Annotated in this window: 1 pseudogene; it reads left to right on the top strand. The window is 55.2% G+C overall.

From position 1 onward, the window contains the following. Window positions 1-610 (top strand): annotated as a pseudogene (locus AACY45_RS27465) (hypothetical protein); the annotation flags it as partial.

The raw sequence follows: 610 nt of genomic DNA on the forward strand, positions 1-610 counted from the left end.
GCCGTCCTGGATAAGTTCCGCACCCTGAACCCACAACTATCAAGCTTCGCCAAGCCAGGGCAGTTGGTTGTTTTAAGTGACCCACAGAACACCCAGTGCACCCGAGAAGAAGCGTTGCTGATGGAAGCCGCCAACAAGGTGAACAGCGCTCTTGAGCCCATGAGTGATGATGAAGCGGCCTTTATGGTGCGCCACCAGGCTGAAATTGAGTCGTTTCTGACTGAAGGCTCAGGGGCGATCGGTATCGGTGAAGTCATGTTCTCCAAACACCTGGATGACCTGAAGGGCACCCTGGAACAACTGGAAGCGCTGCACCAGCGTACATTCCAACAACAGGGCAGGTTGCAGACGCCTGAGTTTTTTGCGGAACGAAACCGTCTGATGTCTCAACTGGACCACAGCCTGGGGCCGCTTGTGCGTAAGGGCGTGGGTATACCTGAGCATCCAAAACTGAAAAACGCCTTGGGGATCTCCAGTCGTAGCTTGGTTCACCACTGGAGCAAAGCTGGGGCGGCTGGAAGTATTCCGGGTTATGCGACTCACATCGAAGGCGTCGCCAAGGCCAGTAAATACATCAAGGTAGGGGGCTGGATTGGAGTTGGTCTCGGCG

It is taken from the genome of Pseudomonas sp. RA_35y_Pfl2_P32, assembly GCF_963970735.1.
GTDB lineage: Bacteria > Pseudomonadota > Gammaproteobacteria > Pseudomonadales > Pseudomonadaceae > Aquipseudomonas.